This is a genomic window from Microcoleus sp. M2_D5 (assembly GCF_036701935.1).
In the GTDB taxonomy this organism is placed as follows: domain Bacteria; phylum Cyanobacteriota; class Cyanobacteriia; order Cyanobacteriales; family Microcoleaceae; genus Microcoleus.
Genome location: NZ_JAUBRP010000006.1, coordinates 92,019 through 108,325, shown reverse-complemented (window position 1 = coordinate 108,325; position 16,307 = coordinate 92,019). Strand labels below are relative to the sequence as shown.

11 protein-coding genes and 1 tRNA gene are annotated in these 16,307 nt (G+C 45.8%); 4 read left to right on the top strand and 8 right to left on the bottom strand.

All coding sequences use genetic code 11. The features are described from left to right. The first annotated feature begins 16 nt into the window (after window positions 1-16). From QUA50_RS04550 to QUA50_RS04535, 4 genes are all read left to right on the top strand, one after another. On the top strand, window positions 17-1,747 hold the full coding sequence (locus tag QUA50_RS04550; RefSeq protein ID WP_333260411.1) for an SLBB domain-containing protein: 1,731 nt from the start codon (window positions 17-19) through the stop codon (window positions 1,745-1,747). A gap of 143 nt (window positions 1,748-1,890) precedes the next feature. Beyond that, complete coding sequence (locus QUA50_RS04545; protein WP_333260415.1) at window positions 1,891-4,215, top strand: polysaccharide biosynthesis tyrosine autokinase; 2,325 nt, start codon at window positions 1,891-1,893, stop codon at window positions 4,213-4,215. Window positions 4,216-4,706: 491 nt separating this feature from the next. Then, on the top strand, window positions 4,707-6,074 hold the full coding sequence (locus tag QUA50_RS04540; protein WP_333260418.1) for an NAD-dependent succinate-semialdehyde dehydrogenase: 1,368 nt from the start codon (window positions 4,707-4,709) through the stop codon (window positions 6,072-6,074). Between the two features lie 154 nt (window positions 6,075-6,228). Further along, entirely contained in the window at window positions 6,229-7,866 is a 1,638-nt protein-coding gene (locus QUA50_RS04535; RefSeq protein WP_333260421.1) for an acetolactate synthase large subunit, read from the top strand. A gap of 164 nt (window positions 7,867-8,030) precedes the next feature. On the opposite strand, the gene QUA50_RS04530 is transcribed toward QUA50_RS04535, so the two are convergent. From QUA50_RS04530 to murA, 8 genes are all read right to left on the bottom strand, one after another. Then, window positions 8,031-8,273: a hypothetical protein gene (locus QUA50_RS04530; protein ID WP_333298504.1), complete on the bottom strand. Its 243-nt coding sequence runs from the start codon at window positions 8,271-8,273 to the stop codon at window positions 8,031-8,033. Beyond that, window positions 8,270-9,145 (bottom strand): DMT family transporter, encoded by an 876-nt coding sequence (locus tag QUA50_RS04525; protein ID WP_333260427.1) that lies wholly within the window; start codon window positions 9,143-9,145, stop codon window positions 8,270-8,272. Before QUA50_RS04525 ends, QUA50_RS04530 begins: the two co-directional genes overlap by 4 nt. Before the next feature lie 292 nt (window positions 9,146-9,437). Then, entirely contained in the window at window positions 9,438-12,785 is a 3,348-nt protein-coding gene (locus tag QUA50_RS04520) for a hypothetical protein (RefSeq protein WP_333260430.1), read from the bottom strand. Next, window positions 12,778-12,930, bottom strand: a complete 153-nt coding sequence (locus tag QUA50_RS04515) for a hypothetical protein (protein ID WP_333260432.1) — start codon at window positions 12,928-12,930, stop codon at window positions 12,778-12,780. Before QUA50_RS04515 ends, QUA50_RS04520 begins: the two co-directional genes overlap by 8 nt. Before the next feature lie 384 nt (window positions 12,931-13,314). After that, window positions 13,315-13,557, bottom strand: a complete 243-nt coding sequence (locus tag QUA50_RS04510; protein ID WP_333298505.1) for a hypothetical protein — start codon at window positions 13,555-13,557, stop codon at window positions 13,315-13,317. A gap of 279 nt (window positions 13,558-13,836) precedes the next feature. Continuing rightward, window positions 13,837-13,918, bottom strand: a tRNA-Leu gene (locus QUA50_RS04505). Then, on the bottom strand, window positions 13,897-14,766 hold the full coding sequence (locus tag QUA50_RS04500) for a M48 family metallopeptidase (protein ID WP_333260626.1): 870 nt from the start codon (window positions 14,764-14,766) through the stop codon (window positions 13,897-13,899). Before QUA50_RS04500 ends, QUA50_RS04505 begins: the two co-directional genes overlap by 22 nt. Before the next feature lie 122 nt (window positions 14,767-14,888). Beyond that, a complete protein-coding gene (murA, locus tag QUA50_RS04495) occupies window positions 14,889-16,304 on the bottom strand; it encodes a UDP-N-acetylglucosamine 1-carboxyvinyltransferase (protein WP_333260435.1) in 1,416 nt (471 codons plus the stop codon). Window positions 16,305-16,307: the final 3 nt, after the last annotated feature.

The following is a 16,307-nucleotide window of genomic DNA, read 5'->3' as shown; positions in this document are numbered from 1 at the left end:
ATAGGGGCAAAAAGCGATGGTGGTGAAAAGTTATTCGCGCGATGTGCAACTTGAGAAAAAAGCTCACCCTTGTGTTCCCTTCGCACAGAGGGAAGGTGAAGAATTTCTCCCCTTTGCTGCTGCAAGGAGAGGGGCTCAGGGAGAGGTTTCCAGCAAAAGCTGCAAGCTGGGTTATTGGGCAAGCAATGCTGTCAAAAGTTTAATGATTCAAAGTTTAACAGTGTCAGTGCTGGCGGCGGTGGGTTCATCTCCTGCTGCGGCCCAGTTTATGCCTCCTCCTCCTCCTCCTCCTGATGCGGGTTCTCCTGTTCCTGTACCAGTACCCGCAGCGCCGGGATTTCCGGGATTTCCGGCAAGTGAACCTTCAAGTGTACGATCGGAAGTTTACACTTTAGGCGCGGGCGATCGCATTCAAATGGACATCTTCAACGTCCCGGAATACAGCGGCCCCAACGGTCAACACCAAGTACAGGCAGACGGTTCCCTGAGTTTGCCGTTAATTGGCAGCGTTTCGGTGTACGGGATGACTTTAGAACAAGCTTCTAATGCTGTTAAAGACAAATACGGCAAATACCTCAAACGTCCTTGGATTACCCTCAAACTGCTGGCGCCGCGTCCTTTGCAAATTGCGATCGCGGGCGAAATCAACCGCCCCGGAGCCTATACAATATCCTCAGCAGCAGGCCCCGGAGGCACAGCAGAGCAAATGGGAACTCAAATGCCGACAATATCGCGGGCTCTGCGAATGGCCGGTGGAATTACCCAGTCAGCAGACGTGCGGCAAATCAAAATCCGCCGCCCCCAGCGCAACGCACCGGAACAAATTATTAGTGTGGATTTGTGGGAATTATTGCAAAACGGCGATTTGCGGGCTGATATGACTTTGCGCGACGGCGATACTATATTTATTCCCACTGTAACTAGCCTCAACCGCCAAGAAGCACCGACTTTAGCAGTAGCTAACATTACCGGACAAAGCACTCAACCAATTAATATTGCTGTGGTGGGCGAAGTAACTCGCCCCGGTACTTATACTTTGGCAAAAGAGGCTCAAAGTAGGGTACAAGAGAATGAAATGGGTGAAAATTCGGGTTTGTTTGCTGCTAGCGAAACAAACGGCGGGGAAACTATTTTGCAGCAAACTGTAACGAGGGCAATTAAAATGGCGGGCGGCATTACGCCTGTAGCTGATATCAGACAAATCCAAGTTCGCCGCCTGACGCGGGCGGGTACAGAACAAATTATTAATGTAAATTTGTGGCAACTTTTGGAAGGGGGAGATGTATCCCAAGATTTAGCGCTGCAACAGGGAGATACGGTAATCGTTCCCAAAGCCGAAAACCTCGATGCAACCCAAGACGAACAAGTTGCTAATTCTAATTTTTCACCTGATACGATTAAGGTGAACATTGTGGGCGAAGTCGTGAAACCGGGAGCGATTGCGGTGCTGCCCAACACTACTTTAAATCAAGCGCTGGTAGCAGCGGGAGGTTTTAATAAAGCGCGGGCAGAAATGGATTCGGTGAATTTAATTCGCCTCAATCCTAACGGCACTGTTTCCCAGCTAACTGTTAAGGTTAATTTTTCTGCAACTGCCAATGAGGAAACTAATCCCAAACTGCAAAATAATGATGTAATTATGGTAAGGCGATCGGGTCGCGCTACGTTCTCGGATAATGTAGGTGGGACTCTCGCTCCTCTGAGCCCCCTATTAGGAATATTTCGGTTGTTCGATATTTTTAGGTGATTTGAATAGACTGGCATTAAGACCTCAGAAACCCGCTTTATAGAAAAAATTGCGGTTGGGTAATGAAATATCGAGGAATCAACCGATTTCCTGAAACTCCGCCACCAATACAGACGTTTAAACTAATAAGTTGTAGAAATCAAATGAAACCAGGGAAACAATCTCAAGTAGCACTGTTTAATCATAAAAAAGCCGCTGATTTGCAAAAAATGTCTTCTGGGCTTTATGGAGAAGATCAATTTTTAGGCAGCAACAAAACCGAGACAGAAGAGTTAAGTTTTTGGGAAGTTTGCCGCAGTCGCTCCATCTTAGTCATCGGCGTAGCAGCGGCAGTGACTACCGGAGTTTTCGCCTGGACACTGAATCAAAAAAGCGAGTACGAAGGACGCTTTCAATTATTAGTAGAACCAGCAGTTACGCAAAATACTTTAGCCAAAATCTATTCTGGTGAGCTGAAACTGCAACCAGCGGCGCCCGCGACGACAGAAAATGCCGGTTTTGACTACGAATCCCAAATTCAAGTTTTGCAAAGCCCGCAAGTAATGGCGCCAATTATTAAACAGTTGCAGGCTAAGTATCCTGACATAAATTACAACTACCTCTTGAACCAAAAAGCAGATAATTTGCCGTTTTCTCAGGAAACTAGGTTGTCAATTAATCGCTTCAAAAATACCAAGATTATCGAAGTTAGATATCGGGATTACGATCCGAAAAAAATTCAGTTTGTTTTGGAAAAAGTTGCGCTAGGCTACCGCAACTACAGCGTGCAAGATACCACCACTCAAATTAGTCAGACTCTGGATTTTGTAAAATCGAAAATTCCCAATCAGCAAAAACGCCAACAAGCTCTGCAAACAGAAATTCAAAAGTTGCGGCAGCAGTACAATTTCATCGACCCGCAAATTCAAACGCAACAACTCGCGCAGCAAATCAGTGAACTTCAAACGCAAAGATTGGAAGCGCAAACGCAGCTCAATCAGCAGAGATTGCTCTATTCCAATCTGCAAAATCAGCTTGGATTAAACCAGAAGCAAGCGCTGATGGCCTCGGCTCTGAGTCAAGCTCCCCGCTATCAAGGGATGCTGACTCAATTGCAGCAATTAGAAGGGCAAATAGCGATTAACTCGGCTACGTTTACAGACGAAACTCCGCAAATGCAATTGTTGCGAGAACAGCGCAAAAACCTAATTCCTTTATTGCAGAAAGAAGCCCAAGAGGTTCTGGGAACTGATTTGGCTAAGGTAAATTCACAAGTGCTGGCTTTTCAAGATCCGGTGCGGATTAAGTTGATCGAGCAGTTTATCGGTACTGCTAATTTAATTCAGGTGCTGGGCGTGCGGAATCAAGTTTTGGAACAAGCTGCTAAGCAGTTGAATCAATACTCTCAAAAATTTCCGGTGATTTTGCGGCGCTATTCGGATTTGCAGCGCGAGTTGGATTTGACTAACAATACGCTGAATGGTTTGCTGGCAAAACAGCAAGCTTTGCAGCTTGAAGCTGTGGGCAAAAAAGAGGTGGCTTGGGAAGTTATTGCTAAGCCGGAAATTCCGCGTTACAAAAATGGCGAGTTGAGGGCTGTTGCTCCGATTATGCCTTTGAATTTGGCTTTGGGGGGATTGACTGGTTTGCTGTTTGGTATGCTGGCGGCGCAGTTGGCGGAACGGTTTAAAAATAAAACGGTGTTCCAAACTCCAGAGGATGTCAAACAGTCGATTCGCCTGCCTTTGTTGGGGGTAATTCCTGCTAGCGATAAAATTTTGAGACTTCCTCCTGCTGAGACAAGCCCGGTGGATGTGGCAATTTCGCCGATGCCGACGGATGCTTTTCAGGAAGCTTTTCGATCGCTCAATGCTAATATTCGCTTACTAAACGTTGATACTCCGATCAATTCTTGCGTAATTACTTCTTGTCAAGTAGGTGACGGCAAGTCTACGGTAGCAGTAAATCTGGCGCGGGCGGCGGCTGCAATGGGCCAGCAAGTGCTGTTGGTGGATGGGGATTTGCGGCGTCCGCAGGTGCACGAAATGCTGGGTTTACCGAATTGGCAAGGCTTGCACAATGCGATCGCGGATGATGTGGATGTGCAACAGTTGATTTTGCGATCGCCCCGCGATGAAAATTTGTTTGTGTTAACTTCCGGCCCGGTTCCTTTCGATCCCACAAAGGTGCTTTCTTCGAGAAAAATGCAGCATTTAATGGCAGCTTTGTCAAGTCATTTTGACTTAGTTATTTACGATACTGCGCCGCTTTTAGGTTTGGCGGATGCGAATTTGTTGGCGGCTCACACTAACGGATTGATGCTGGTAGTGGGGCTGCATCAAACTGAGCGGGAGGCGCTGTTGTTGGCTTTTGAAGATTTAAAAATGGCGGGAATTCCGCTGTTGGGAATGGTGGCGAATAACGATAAAGGCAGCAGGTATTACTATCAGTCTTACGTGCAGGATTACGTCCAGGAACAGTCTGTTTGAGGTAGGGGAATCGCTAATTATCATAGGGTGCGTCGCTGCGAGATTTTCGCTTTTTTTGGGAAGTTTTGATGGCGACGCACCTTGTGCCAAATTCTTGCAAGGTGCGTCGCTGCGAGATTTTCGCTTTTTTTGAGGATTTTTGATGGCGACGCACCCTACGGTTTTTGTGGTTGAGACGGCAAACTTTACGGGCACAAATATTTAGTAAGGTGCGTCGCTGCGAGATTTTCGCTTTTTTTGAGGATTTTTGATGGCGACGCACCCTACGGCTCCAAGCAAGATAAAGACAAATTTTCTTAAGATTTGCGATCGAGACTCTGAAGTATAATAAAAAGTAGAGAAATTTAAACAAATCGCGGCACTTGCAACTTAACAATATCTGAAAGAAAACGTGGCTGGTAAATTCCTATTTTGTAATACATTGATACAACTCCCTGCCTCGGCTCAAAACTAGCAGGGAGTTTTGTGTTTTTCACACAGGAGATGAAACAATGGCTATTGCTACTATCAACCCGGCAACGGGAGAAACGCTGCAAACTTTCGATCCAATAACGGATGAGGTAATCGAAGCTAAGCTGGAATTAGCACAGCAAGCTTTTAAAAAATACCGCCAACTGCCGTTTGAGCAGCGAGCTCTGTGGATGCAGAAAGCTGCGGACATCTTGGAGCGCGATCGCGAAATTTACGCTGAAATGATGACTCTGGAAATGGGTAAAACGCTCAAATCTGCGATCGGCGAAGTGGAAAAATGCGCCTTAGTTTGTCGGTATTACGCCAAAAATGCCGCTCAATTTATGGCAGACGTACCGGCAACCACCGACGCTACTAGCAGCTTTGTCCGCTACCAACCGCTGGGCGCTATTTTAGCCGTCATGCCGTGGAATTTCCCATTTTGGCAAGTTTTTCGGTTTGCCGCGCCGGCGCTGATGGCAGGCAATGTGGGCTTGCTCAAACACGCTTCCAACGTGCCTCAGTGCGCTTTGAAAATCGAAGAAATTTTCAGGGAAGCTGGCTTTCCCGAAGGAGTTTTCCAAACTTTGTTAGTCGGCGCCGACAAAGTAGCCGATATCGTTGCGGACGATCGCATAAAAGCAGCAACTCTCACCGGTAGCGAACCAGCGGGTGAAAGTTTGGCAGCAAATGCGGGCAAAAATTTGAAAAAAGTAGTGCTGGAATTGGGAGGAAGCGACCCCTTTATTGTGATGTCCAGCGCCGATGTAGCAGCAGCTTTATCAACTGCTGTGACATCCCGGATGCTCAATAACGGTCAATCTTGCATCGCCGCCAAACGCTTTATTTTAGCCGAAGAGATTGCCGACGAATTCATCACAGGATTTGTCGAAAAATTCGAGCAATTAAAAGTAGGCGATCCGATGTTGCCAGAAACCGATATCGGCCCTTTAGCTACTCCAGCCATCCTCAAAGAGTTGGACAATCAAGTGCAAACTTGCATCCAATCGGGAGCGAAACTTCTGACAGGAGGCCGCCCACTGTCAGAGAATGCCGGCAATTTCTACTTGCCAACTATTTTGGCAGATATTCCGCCGAATGCCTCTGCCCGTCAAGAAGAATTTTTCGGGCCCGTAGCTTTAGTATTCCGAGTTGCAGGCATCGATGAGGCGATCGCCCTGGCAAACAGCACATCTTTTGGCTTGGGTGCGTCAGCTTGGACTACAGTAAACTCAGAGAGCGATCGATTTATTTCCGAACTAGAGGCGGGCGCGGTATTCATCAACGGTTTAGTAAAATCCGACCCTAGATTGCCCTTCGGCGGCATCAAACGCTCCGGTTACGGACGCGAATTGAGCATCCAGGGAATGCACGAATTTGTTAACATAAAAACAGTGTGGGTGAAATAAGCTCCCACTCTATCAACCGCTCGCACAAATCTATATCAGTCTGCGTTTATCTGCGTTTATCTGCGTTTATCTGCGGTTAAAAATTCCCATTTAGTATTTTTGCGATCGGTTGAAAAAGACCAAAACAAACCATTAACCGAGGAGAGAAACGGAAATGAACACAGCTCAACTATTGGTAAAATGTTTAGAAAATGAAGGCGTCGAATACGTCTTCGGACTTCCCGGAGAAGAAAATTTAGAAGTTCTAGAAGCCCTGAGAAACTCTTCAATTAAATTTATTACTACTCGCCACGAACAAGGCGCCGCATTCATGGCAGACGTTTACGGTCGTCTCACCGGCAAAGCCGGCGTTTGCTTGTCCACCTTGGGCCCAGGCGCAACTAACTTAATGACAGGAGTTGCTGACGCCAACTTAGACGGCGCTCCTTTAATAGCAATTACCGGACAAGTGGGCACAGACAGGATGCACATAGAATCGCACCAATATTTAGATTTGGTTGCCATGTTTGCGCCAGTTACTAAGTGGAATGCTCAAATTGTTCGCCCCAGCACGACGGCAGAAATTGTCCGCAAAGCTTTTAAAGTAGCTCAAAGTGAAAAGCCGGGATCAGTTCACATTGACTTACCTGAAAACATTGCAGCAATGCCTGCAGAAGGACAGCCGCTCGCCAAAGACAACCGCGAAAAAACTTTTGGCGCTTACCAAAGCTTGAACAAAGCCGCTGTGGCAATTTCCAAGGCAAAAAGTCCTCTGCTTTTAGTAGGAAACGGCGCGATCCGCGCTAACGCCAGCGATGCTTTGACCCAATTTGCTACTCGATTGAATATTCCTGTAGCTAATACTTTCATGGGCAAAGGTGTGATTCCTTACACTCATCCTTTGGCGCTTTGGACGACGGGATTGCAAAAACGGGATTACATTAGCTGTGCTTTTGAAGAAACGGATTTAGTGATTGCTGTTGGCTACGATTTGATTGAATATTCCCCGAAGAAGTGGAATCCCGAAGGAAAAATTCCGATTATTCACATTGGATCTTTGCCAGCAGAAATTGACAGCAGTTATATTCCTATTATAGAAGTTGTGGGGGATATTTCTGATTCCCTAAATGAAATTTTGCAGCGTGCCGATCGCATGGAGAAAGTAGACCCTTTTGCTAAGCAATTGCGGGCGGATATTCGCGCTGGGTACGAACAATATGCAGCCGACAACGGTTTCCCGATCAAGCCACAAAAACTCATTTACGATTTGCGGCAAGTTCTGGACCCGGAAGATATTCTTATATCTGATGTGGGAGCTCACAAAATGTGGATCGCGCGGCACTATCATTGCGATCGCCCCAATACCTGTTTGATTTCCAACGGATTTGCGGCGATGGGAATTGCAATTCCGGGTGCGGTAGCTGCAAAACTCGTTTATCCCGATCGCAAAGTAATAGCAGCCACCGGCGACGGCGGTTTTATGATGAATTGCCAAGAGTTAGAAACTGCTTTGCGAGTCGGTACTAATTTTGTGACGCTGATATTTAATGACGGCGGTTACGGGTTAATTGAATGGAAGCAGCAAGATTATTTTGGTCATTCCGATTTCGTCAAATTTGGCAATCCCGACTTTGTGAAATTTGCCGAAAGTATGGGTTTAAAAGGATATCGAGTGGAATCTGCAACGGATTTCATTCCGATTCTGAAAGAAGCCCTTGCTCAAGATGTCCCTTGCGTGATTGACTGTCCGGTAGACTATCGGGAAAATGCGCGTTTCAGTCAATTATCTGGGGATATGAGTTGCAATTTGTAAGAGTAGCTAGAGCCCCGACTTTTTTAATAAGTCGGGGTTCTAATAATGGACATTATTCGAGATAGAGTTTTGTAGCTTGTTTAAGATTGGCGATCGCTTATTCTATGGTTTCGCCTTGGTCAACTGTGGGCACTTCTAGACATTCGGCAATGTACTTCTGCCAATTATTTTACCCAAGCATGAGAAGCATAAATAACTTCCTCTTCCTTCTGGCGAGCGTTTGAAATTTGCTTCTCAATCTCTCCGTAGAGTTTTGTTTCCACTTGTCGGAGTTGTGATATCAAATCCGGTAGCATCGGAATTAGTATTACCCACTGCTTTCGACACGGCGCCGTGCCTAATCGAGTCAACAGACAACAGTCAACAGTCATTCCGGTGGCACCGGAATTGATATCAAATCTAATCACTTCAAACCCAATAATAAGGCGATTCCGCCGATCGCACCAACCACCCCCAAAACAGCCCGAATGCTCACTTTTTCGCCCGCCAGCACGGCTAAAGGCAGTATAAACAGGGGACTGGTAGAACTGAGTGCTTGAGCGATTGCTGCAGGTGCATATTTCAGCGAAATCTGTTGCAGGAAAATTCCGAGATAGGTTCCTAAAAAAGCTGCTAGAGTTATTGCACCTAATAGTTTGGGTGCTTTTAATTGTTTGAAACTGTCAAGTTTTTCGGGGTTCAAAAAACATAGCATGACTGCCATGCCGCCGCTCAAACGCAAAGCCGCAGTCCACAGGGGATCGATATCTATTTGAGTGAAGGCGGCGCGGGATAAAATAGCTCCGATGGCGTGGCTTGTTTGTCCTAATAAACTAATGGCTAATCCCTGCCAAAGATGTTTTGATGGTAAGGTTGTTTCGGCTGTTCGTTCTGCAATTACCCACGCTACCCCACAGATTGTTAAAAGAATGCCAGTACAAGCAATTGGGGATAAGTATTCTTGCAAAAATATTAAGCCCAATAAAGCTGTTAAAGGGGGAGATAGGGTTTCTAAAAGCAGCGTTCGCCTCGCGCCTAAATATTTTAAGACGATAAAGAAAGCGGTGTCTCCGACGCCAATTCCTAGGGCGCCGCCGATCAGCAGCATTGCTAAAATATTAGGGTTGATTGCGGGTAAAGGTTTACCTAAAATTTGTACAGTGGCAAGGAGCATGAAAAGGGCGATCGCACCTTTGAGCAAATTTAGCACCACTGCGGGGATTTGCTGTCCCACTCGCTGCCAGATTGTGGAAGATAGAGCCCAGACAAATGCAGCGCCTAAAGCGGCGATTTCACCCATAAAATCTGTTGACTGTTAACGGTTGACTGTTGAATGTTGACTGACTAATGACTAATGACTGTTGTTACCAATTCCCGATGCCCGATGCCCCATGCCCGATTGCCCGTGCCATATAAATTAGGGTTCCCGGTGGCATACCTGGAACCCTAGATTTATTAAGCTTTTTTAGCAGTGGACGGTGAACATAAATCAATACCATCATGTCCGAATAGATGAACAAAGCAATTCCCTTGCAGTTTGGGGTTGCTTCGTTCCTTTCTTCGGGCACCCAAGATATATGTCTACCTACTGATTAACCTTGTGGTAATCCCGGAGATTGCGTAGGTTGAAATTGTGACCGCATATCTGTTCTTACCCAAGAACTAAAACGATCGGGACGAACGCATTCAGCATTCTCTAATTCGTCTTTGAGTTTATTGGCGAAAGATTCAAACATATCCACTAAAGCCTGACGATCTGTTAAGCAACCTTGGAGAGCAATAAGTTGTTCCAGCGTCCAGTTATACAGTTGAGTGTCTCCTTGTTCAATCCGTAAATAGAACTGATTCTCAAACTGTGCCAGATTAGAGTAGAAGTTCTCAACTTCTGACTTGATCAAGTTCATATCCAGGTAGAATTGTTGCTGTTTCAATTCTGCAAAAATCGTATTTTTGAGGTTCTGCGTAAAGTTTTGGTTCAGCTCATTATTGACGATAGCAGAGACATCATTACGGAAGTTGAGAATCTTGTTATCCAAGCTAGTATTAATGCGATTGTCAAGATCGTTGACAATATTATTAGTCACTAACTGCACGTTGTGATTGCTAGATTGATTAACAACCGTATTGATGCGTTGATCCATGTTAGCTTCAATCTGCTGAATGACAAGATTTTTAATGTTTTGGGTTTGGTCAGCAATTCTGAGATTAACTACCGCATTAATCCGCTGATCTATGTCGTGTTGAATTTGTTGAACAATTTGAGTGTTAATATCTTGAGAGAGATTAGACACTTTGAGGTTCACAACATTATCGATGCGTTGATCGATGTAAGTTTGCATTTGCTGAATCACCAGATTCTTCACATTCTGGGTTTGATCGGAAATCTTGATGCTCACCACATTCTCAACACGCTGATCGATAGTATGTTGGAGTTGCTGAATTACCTGATTAGTGATCTCTTGAGATTGATTGGCGATTTTGACATTAACGGAGTTACTAATGCGCTCATCAATATCAGCCGACATTTGATTAATTACTTGGGTATTAATCTCTGTAGACTGATTGGCAATTTTGATATTAACTACATTCTCAATCCGTTGCTCAAGTTCAGTTTGCATTTGCTGAACTACTAGGTTCTTAACTTCTTGAGTCTGATTAGACACTTTGAGATTAACGACGGACTCAACACGCTCATTGAGTTCGGTTTGCATTTGTTGCAGCACTAAGTTTTTAATCTCTTGGGTTTGTTCAGAGATTCTTAAATTCACCTGCTCACTAACAATGCGGGGGATTCGGGAAATAAATAAGTCGTTGAGATTTTTGTTGAAGTACCCCGACCAATTGTGGAAATTCTGATTAAAACTAACTTCCATTTGTTGGGTAAGAGTCTTAAGCATAAACTCAAGCCGTGCTACCTTCATCCCTAAGTCTTTAGCTTGAGTTTGATAGCCTTTAAGCAGCCATTTTTCCAAATTGTCCCAATAAGCTTCTTTTTTCTCGTTCGGGTCTCCTGTTACTGTGATGGAACTATTGATTTGGGCTGCCATTTGCTGCCACATTTGTTCCATCTGATCTTGGTCAAAACTGAAGTTAAATCCACTGCTAATATCGATATCTTGAGTCCCCGAGCTAGTTGTACCACCAGTGGTAACTGCTGTACTACTAGAGCTAGTTGTACCACCAGTGGTAACTACTGTACTACTAGAGCTAGTTGTACTACCAGAGCTAGTTGTGCTACCACCACCCACTACACTAACAGTGCTTCCGCTGCTGCCCGTACTACCAGTGCTTCCGCTGCTGCCCGTACCAGGTTTTACTGATGACTGTGCATATTCTTGAGCTACTTCTAGATCGCTGATGTTGTTGATTTCTAAAACAACTTGCCCTTCGTTATCTTCTATGTATGTATCAAAAAAGAAGCCGGAGATGGTGGTTTTTTGTTTGACTTCAAAAATAACGTCATCTTTGAAGCCATTTAAGGAACACCAACTTTCGCTAAGTTCAATTCCTGTCAGCTTGGAGATAAATTTTCCCCCTTGAATCAACAGTAAGGCCCAAGGTTCTAATTGGAAATTTTTTGCTTCTGCTCCATAAGTGGCATTACTTTCCCGAATCTTGACGCGATAGTTCCCTGGGGCTAACTCGATAGAATTAGCATTGGCTTTTTTAAGAGTGGAGAGATAATTGCCATCAAGCGAATAGCAGTTTTCCTTGCTATCAACGGTTAAAGTTTGGGGATTAAACTGTTGATTGCCAGTGATTGAAACAGTGACTTGTCCTTGATTGTCACCACTATAGGTATCAAAGAACAAAGCACAGACTACAGCTTTTTCTTTGATGTCTAACTGCAATTTGTCGTTATAGCCGTTTAAAGTTGCCCAAGTTCCACCTGTCTCAACACCTGTCTTTGTGTTGATAAATGTACTGCCATCAAGTCCATAAACCCATAGAAAAACAAAAGGCTCACCGACGGTATTGTCGGCACTATAACTGTAGCTACCACTGGTAATTTGGATGTCAAAAGTTCCTTTGTCTAATGTCAGAGACTTAGCAACATTTTGTTGCAAGCTATTCATCTGAGCGGTATTGATAACGTAACAGTTTTCTTTGGTATCAATCGTTAACAGTTGCATAGTTTCCTCACTCGTTGTAGTAGTTGTTTGTGCAGCTTGTGTACCTTCAGTCTTAACTTTTGAAGTAACGGTTGCGCTCACTTCTGCTGCTGGTTGATAAACCGCAATTCCTGCCCAACGACCGCTAGGCTTGGTTTGAGCCACTAATGTGCCTTTACCTGTTTTGGTATTAATGCGGATTAATTGACCGTCTTTTCCTAAGTTAAAAAATCTGCCAGTAACGCCATAAAGGACATTTCCAACAAATTCCATACTGCCAATACCAGGAAATCCGGTATCACCAATCGTTTTAACTTCGCTAGTAGCGAGATTGCATCTAGCAAGTAATTTCTTCTTTTCGTAACCAATTAATGTGATATATGCTATGCCATTGCTATCAAAGGCAACTTCGCCACAGTTGTAGTCTTTATTAGCTACGGTAGCTACTGGTGTACCTTTTCCTGTTTTGAGATCGAGGGCAATCAGTTGTTTAGCTGTGGTGGCATAAAGGGTTTGACGTTGGGCATTATAAGCCAATCCGGCTGTAGCAAAGCCCGTATCCCCAATGACAGCCGTATCGCCCGTTTTGATGTCAATTTTTACGAGCTGCGTTGTATCGCCTTCTCGATCGATGCCATAGAGCTGTGAATCAACAAAGGCAATATCATAAACTTCTGTAATGATCTCACCGATGAATGTTGCTTTACCTATGGCTAAATCAAGAGTATACAGTTTACTTAACTGATTTGAGACACAATCTTGGATATACACTGTCCCTGGAACCATAGCTAAATCCAAAGAAGATATATTGCTTGCCGGATTACTCATCTTTATCTTTTGAACTTGCCCAGCGATCGATCTCTCTGGCCCGCAATACTGGTACAGGATGGGACAACTGAGCCGTCTGAGCTTGTTTGAGCATTTCTCCGAGTTGAGTCGTGCTGAGATCCTCGTAGGCTCGCGCCTGCGCCAAAAACTCGTCTACATTCAGTTTTTGGTAATCACTTAATGTGATATCTGCTATTAGACTTGTTTTGCCAAACAGTTAAGAAATCATAATCGAGGTTGCTGATGACGCTATTTCCCTTAGTGCTGATAAACTCAGCATCTGCTAAAATTGGTCGCAAGTTTGACCGCTCCGGGAATGACTATTAGTCTATCTAGAGCGGTAGATAATTTTTTTTTTCGTAATAAAGCGTAACATCTTGCTGTATCCGCTCAATAATCCGGAGTAAATCGCTCAACGATGCACCTCAAATGACGCAAAATCGTTCATGAGTGGTAGTCCGCCCCGAATTATTGAGCGCATATATCTTTCTCATCTTTCAGTGGTGCGAAGTCAGCAGCAACGAGCATTTTATCGAGCTCGTACTCGCTCCATGCCATAGAGTTGTGAATCAACAGAGGCAATATCATAAACTTCTGTAATGATCTCACCGATGAATGTTGCTTTACCTGTGGCTAAATCAAGAGTATACAGTTTACTTAACTGATTTGAGACACAATCTTGGATATACACTGTCCCTGGAACCATAGCTAAATCCCCAGAAGGTATATTGCTGGCCTGATTAAGCTGTTCTCCATTTAAATTGTGTATCAAAAATCACTCAAATTATTGTGGGATGGGCACGCGAGCCCGTCCCGAATATGCAATTTAAACGCGCAACAGCTTACTCATTTTTTCTGTTTTTATTACATAAAGCAGACAAAAGTAATAGTGCGGTTGCTCACCAGTTATTTCAACTGGATTTGGGAAAATACTCGGCTAGCAACGACAGCCACCAGGAAGGGGGATATCAAGTGATGAGATATGCACTTGGAGCTACTGGGCTACCTAGCACACAGTTGTTTATTAATACATCACTAGCTTTTTTAGCAGTGGGCGGGGAGAGAATCGAACTCTCATACCTTTCGGTGTCAGATTTTGAGTCTGATGCGTCTACCAATTTCGCCACCCGCCCTTTTTCGTTTCACCATCATAACACACCGATCGATTTTTTGCAAGCAAAGATTCATAATCTTTTGAACTTGCCCAGCGATCGATCTCTCTGGCGCGCAATACTGGTACAGGATGGGACAACTGAGCCGTTTGAGCTTGTTTGAGCATTTCTCCCAGTTGAGTGCTGCTGAGGTCATCGTAGGCCCGCGCCTGCGCCAAAAACGCATCGACATTCAGTTTCGGAGCTAAAGTCGGCGAACCTCCGGCCAGTTTCATCAACAGCGATGCTACCACTTTTGGGTCTTGAGTGGCGAGCAAGGCGGCACGATCGCACGTAAATTCCGCACACCGCAACCATTCCAACATTTGCGCCTGCAAACCCTGCGCGAGCACGGTTCCCACAGGCGAAAATTGACCGGCCGCCAACACAATTAAATTAGCCAGAGTCAGGTAAACTCCGTGCTCGCACTTCAAATGCCCCAACTCGTGAGCGATTACTGCCTTAACCTCCTCGTCTGTGAGCAAATCAATCAGAGAAGTGTGCATCACCACAAAAGGCTGTTTTCCCCGCATCGCAAAGGTGTAAGCATTTGGCATCGGATGCTGGCGGACATAAAGCTGCGGCGGTTCCAAATCAAGAGTTTTGCAGGCATCCAACAGCAATTGATGCAGGTGGGGCAATTGATTTTCGCCGACTTGGACGCTGGAAGCCAGATTTTCCAGCATAAAAAACTGTTCGCCCAGTTGTCCCAGCAACTGCCGCACCATCAAATCCAGGCCGGGCAGTTGTTTGAGAGTGTTGGTGGCTTCCAAGTCTAGCGGGTGGCGAAACTGGTCTGCTTTCAAACCGATGAGCGGTATGTTCGACATTTTAGTCAGTTGGGAATTGGGAATTGGGAATTGGGAATTGGGAATTGGGCATGGGGAATGGGACATGGGGAATTCTTTTGCTTCTTCCTTTTTTCCTCTTCCTTCTTCCTTCTTCCTTCTGACTACTTTAAACCCGATCGCACGGGATTGACAGGAGCCTCAGCAGTCGCCGGGTCTGTACCCTCTTTGACGCGTCGCAAATTCGCTCCCAATTTTTGCAGTTTCACCTCTAACTGCTCGTAGCCGCGGTCTAAGTGCTGCAAGCTGCTGATGGTGGTGACACCATCGGCTGCAAGTCCCGCTAGCACTAACGCCGCCGAAGCCCGCAAATCTGTGGCCACTACCGGCGCACCCGACAGTTGAGACACTCCGCGCACAATCGCGACATTGCCTTTAAGGCGAATGTCGGCGCCCATGCGGTTGAGTTCTGCTACGTGGCGCAAGCGATTTTCAAACACGGTTTCTTTGATCAAGCTGTCGCCTTCGCTCAGTGTCAGCAAAGCCATAAACTGAGCTTGCATATCTGTGGGGAAACCGGGATAAGGCAGAGTTTCGATGTCGGTGGCCGAGTGAGTTTGGCCGGGAACTATCCGCAAAATATCGGGGGATTCTGCAATAATTTTCGCCCCAATTGTCTGCAATTTGGCGATGACTGCGGTCAGGTGGTCGGGAATTACCGGCGACAAACTGATTTCGGAGTGAGTGATGGCTCCTGCTACTAAAAATGTTCCGGCTTCAATGCGATCGGGAATAATTGAATAGTCTACCGCGTGCAGCTTGGGAACTCCCGAAATGACGATCGTATTCGTGCCAGCGCCTTGAATTTTTGCTCCCATAGCGCGGCAGAAATTCGCCAAATCTGCGACTTCCGGCTCTTGAGCCGCATTTTCAATCACGGTTTCTCCTTCAGCCAGAGTCGCCGCCATCATCAAAGTTTCAGTTGCGCCGACGCTAGGGTAGTCCAAATAAATTTTGGCTCCTTTCAGGCGGCGGTTTGGCCCTTTGACGTAAGCGTGAACGGTGCCGTGGTCGATGTGGACTTCGGCACCGAGGGCTTGCAGACCGCGAACGTGGAGTTCAACGGGTCGGGCACCGATGGCGCACCCACCGGGCAAGGGCACTTTGGCAAATCCCAAACGCGCTAGCAGCGGGCCGATGATGAAGAAGCTCGCCCGCAGTTGGCTGACTAATTCGTAGGGGGCTTGAGCGTCTATGAGGTTGCTGGCGTTGATGTCTAAAACGTCGCCGTTCTGCTGTAATTTGACTCCTACAGCCGAGAGAATTTGCCCCATGCGGGCGACATCGACTAGACCGGGAACGTTGCGGAGACGGCAATCCTCTGGGCATAGCAGGGCTCCTGCCATGACTACTAAGGCCGAGTTTTTGGCGCCGCTGATTTTGACGTGTCCTTTAAGGGGTTCGCGACCCCAAATTTGCAATACTTGTTGGTCGCTTTCAGGTGAAGCTGGCAGGTTAGATGAGTTCTGAGCTGGTGTAATGGGTTTGCCCTCCATAATGCGCTTCGTTACTTTATACATTAT

Bases quoted from the DNA above. Each gene is read 5' to 3' on its own strand.
- QUA50_RS04550 (WP_333260411.1), top strand. From the start codon at position 17: ATGGTGGTGAAAAGTTATTCGCGCGATGTGCAACTTGAGAAAAAAGCT.
- QUA50_RS04545 (WP_333260415.1), top strand. From the start codon at position 1,891: ATGAAACCAGGGAAACAATCTCAAGTAGCACTGTTTAATCATAAAAAA.
- QUA50_RS04540 (WP_333260418.1), top strand. From the start codon at position 4,707: ATGGCTATTGCTACTATCAACCCGGCAACGGGAGAAACGCTGCAAACT.
- QUA50_RS04535 (WP_333260421.1), top strand. From the start codon at position 6,229: ATGAACACAGCTCAACTATTGGTAAAATGTTTAGAAAATGAAGGCGTC.
- QUA50_RS04525 (WP_333260427.1), bottom strand. From the start codon at position 9,145: ATGGGTGAAATCGCCGCTTTAGGCGCTGCATTTGTCTGGGCTCTATCT.
- QUA50_RS04520 (WP_333260430.1), bottom strand. From the start codon at position 12,785: ATGAGTAATCCGGCAAGCAATATATCTTCTTTGGATTTAGCTATGGTT.
- QUA50_RS04500 (WP_333260626.1), bottom strand. From the start codon at position 14,766: ATGTCGAACATACCGCTCATCGGTTTGAAAGCAGACCAGTTTCGCCAC.
- murA (WP_333260435.1), bottom strand. From the start codon at position 16,304: ATGTATAAAGTAACGAAGCGCATTATGGAGGGCAAACCCATTACACCA.